The organism is Streptomyces sodiiphilus (assembly GCF_039529215.1).
Classification (GTDB): Bacteria; Actinomycetota; Actinomycetes; order Streptomycetales; family Streptomycetaceae; genus Streptomyces; species Streptomyces sodiiphilus.
The window spans coordinates 1-2825 of the sequence record NZ_BAAAMJ010000011.1; the positions used below are offsets into that span (position 1 = coordinate 1).

At 72.0% G+C, this 2825-nt stretch carries 4 protein-coding genes and 1 pseudogene; all 5 read right to left on the minus strand.

Translation table 11 applies throughout. From position 1 onward, the window contains the following. A partial coding sequence (locus tag ABD299_RS07880; protein WP_344259828.1) for a cytochrome P450 family protein occupies window positions 1–1054 on the minus strand: 1054 nt, incomplete at its 3' end. 47 nt (window positions 1055–1101) lie between these two features. Further along, the gene (locus ABD299_RS07885) at window positions 1102–1722 is read right to left on the minus strand and encodes a GTP-binding protein (protein ID WP_344259825.1); all 621 of its coding nucleotides are present in this window, start codon (window positions 1720–1722) and stop codon (window positions 1102–1104) included. Continuing rightward, on the minus strand, window positions 1703–2056 hold the full coding sequence (locus tag ABD299_RS07890; protein ID WP_344259826.1) for a DUF742 domain-containing protein: 354 nt from the start codon (window positions 2054–2056) through the stop codon (window positions 1703–1705). Before ABD299_RS07890 ends, ABD299_RS07885 begins: the two co-directional genes overlap by 20 nt. Beyond that, window positions 2053–2511 carry a roadblock/LC7 domain-containing protein gene (locus tag ABD299_RS07895; protein WP_344259827.1) on the minus strand — a complete coding sequence of 153 codons (459 nt, stop codon included), beginning with the start codon at window positions 2509–2511 and terminating at the stop codon, window positions 2053–2055. Before ABD299_RS07895 ends, ABD299_RS07890 begins: the two co-directional genes overlap by 4 nt. Continuing rightward, window positions 2508–2825, minus strand: a pseudogene (locus ABD299_RS07900) (ATP-binding protein); the annotation flags it as partial. The pseudogene ABD299_RS07900 and the gene ABD299_RS07895, both read right to left, overlap by 4 nt.

Sequence of the window (2825 nt, forward strand, 5' to 3'; positions counted from 1 at the left end):
TCTCCTGGGCCGGGAACGGGCAGCGGTGCTCGCCGTGGCCGAAGGAGAAGAACGCGTTGTTGCCGCCGGTGAACCCGGCCGTGCCGCCGGTGTGCACCTGCGGGTCGCCGTTGGCGGCGGCCAGTCCCAGCAGCAGCAGGTCGCCGGCCTGGATGTGCCGGCCGCCGAGCCGGGTGTCGCGGGACGCCCAGCGGCCCGCGACGTTCTGGGTGGGGGTGTCCTCCCAGAGCACTTCGTTCATGGCCTCGCCGACGCTGTGCCGGCCGCCGCCCAGGGAGGCCGCGAACCTGTCGTCGGTGAGCATCAGGCGCAGCGAGTTGCCGATCCAGTCCGCGGTGGGCTGGTGGCCGGCCGCGGACATCACCATCAGGTCCTGCAGCAGCTCCTCGTCGGAGAAGCCCGCCGGGCGGGCGAGCATCCGGGAGGCGACGTCCGCCCCCGGGGTCACCCGCTTGGCGGCCAGCAGCTGCTGCATCGAGACCACCAGGTGCTGCTGGCCGGCGAGGGCGTCGGCGCCGCCGTCGATCATGTCGTTGAGCGCCTTGGCGATGCCCGGGCCGGCGGAGTCGGGGAATCCGTAGAGCCGGGCGAGGACCAGGATCGGCAGCATCGAGGCGTACTGGGCGATCAGGTCCGCCTCGCCCTGCCCGCAGAAGGCGTCGATCAGGCCGTCGGCGAACCGCTCGGCGTGCCGGCGCAGTTCGATCTGGTCCGCGCCCTCCAGCGCCGAACTGATCATCGCGGCCCGGCGGACGTGCGCCTCGCCCACGGTGTAGAGGATGGACGGCTGCTTGCGCCCGATCATCGGCAGCAGCGGCCAGTCCGGCGGGATCCTGTCCCACTGGTTCCACAGCTCCGAGTCGCGGCTGAACAGCACCGGGTCGCTGGTGACATGGTGAAGTTCCCGGTAGCCGAGCACCAGCCAGGCCGGGACGTCCCCCAGCAGGCTGACGGGGGCCACCGCGCCGTGCTGCCGGCGCATCTCCCGGTACAGGGGGCCGGGGTCCTGCTCGAACAGAGGTCCGCCCAGCGGCACGGCGTCCTGGTGGACCACCGGGCAGTGGGCTGCGCCGGGACGGGCGGCGGGGTCGGTGGGCGTCGTCACGATATGGCTCCACGGGCGGAGGAGGCGGAGGCGAGGGCGTGCAGGTGCTGGACGAGGGTGATGAGAACGGTCTTGCTGGACTCCCGTGACCGGGCGTCGCAGTCGACCAGCGGCACGTCCTCGGACAGGTCCAGCGCCTCGCGCACCTGCTCGGCGGTGTGCGACGGGCCGCCGAAGTCGTTGCGCGCCACGATGAACGGCGTGCCGTGGTGCTCCAGGCGGTCGATGGCGTACCAGGAGTCGGCCAGCCGCCGGGTGTCGACGAGCACCACGGCACCGAGGGTGCCGGAGAACAGCCGGTCCCACAGGAACCAGAAGCGTTCCTGGCCCGGGGCGCCGAAGAGGTACAGGACCGTCTGCTCGTTCAGGCTGATCCGCCCGAAGTCGAACGCCACGGTGGTGGACGTCTTGCCGCGGACCTGGGTGAGGTCGTCGATGCCCTCACCGGCCTGGGTCATCGTTTCCTCGGTGTTCAGCGGCCGGATGTCGCTGACGGCACGGACCATGGTGGTCTTGCCCACACCGAACCCGCCGACGATCACGATCTTCAGACCGTTGTCGGCGGTGCTGCGCAGAGGGGGGCGCACTGCGGGTCGGTCAGAGGTTGCGGAGTCCAACGAGCACCTGCTCAAGGAGATCTGGATCGGGTAGTTGCGCCGCGGTGACGGTCCGCGGGTGCCGTGCGGTGACCTTGCCCGTGTCGAGCAGGTCGCACAGCAGGATCTTGACGATGCTGACCGGCAGGTTCAGATCGGCGGCGATCTCCACGACCGCCGTGGGGTACCGGCACATGCGCAGGATCGCTGTGTGCTCCGACTGCATGCCGGGCGTCGGGTCGCTCTCGGCGACCACCAGCGTCACCAGGTCGAAAGCTGCGGAATCCGACCGGCTGCGCCCTCCGGTGAGGGTGTACAGCCGGTCCGGATCGTCATCCCGGCCCGGGCGGCTCATGCCGGTCCGCCGCCGCTGCCGGGCTGCCGGGGCGGGGCGCTCAGGTATTCGCCCAGCTGCTCGACAAGCTCGTTCATGTTGTGACCGATGAGGCCGACATCGGCGTCCTCGTCCGCGACGACCGCCAGGTGGGCGCCGTCCCCGGCTTCCACGATGAACAGGATGCCGCCGTAGAACTCGGTCATCGCCTGGCGGACGCCGCCGCTGCCGTCACCGAACTCCATCGACGCGCCGTGCGACAGGCTCTGGATGCCCGCCGATATCGCGGCGAGCTGATCGGCCTGGTCCTCGGACAGTTCAGGGGTGCGGCACAGCTTCAGCCCGTCCCGGGAGAGCACGAGTGCGTGCCGGGCTCCGGGAGTGCGCTGGAGCAGGTTCTCCAGCAGCCAGTCGAGCTTGTCGCTCGTGCCGTTCGACGGCGCGTGCGGATGAGCCCCCGTGGATGGTGCGTTCATCGGGTGTCGTCCTCCGGACGGGAAGAAGAGGATTCGGTGGTCGGACCGTCGGGCGCCTGGCCCTGGACGGCGCGGCGGAAGGCGCCGAACCGGGCGGCGGACTCCGCCGGCGAGTGGGCCGGTCCGGGCTTCGCAGCGGGCTGCGGGGCCGGGCCGGAGGAGTGCGCGCTCGCCAGGGTCCGGCCGCGTCGCCGCTTGGGCAGACCGCTCTCGCCGAACTCCGGTGGCCCGTCGGAGCCGGCCGCGGCCGGGGCGTGGTCGGGTGTGGCGGGCGGGCCGGACGGGTTCTCGGGCCCGGCCGGCGCGGGCGCGGC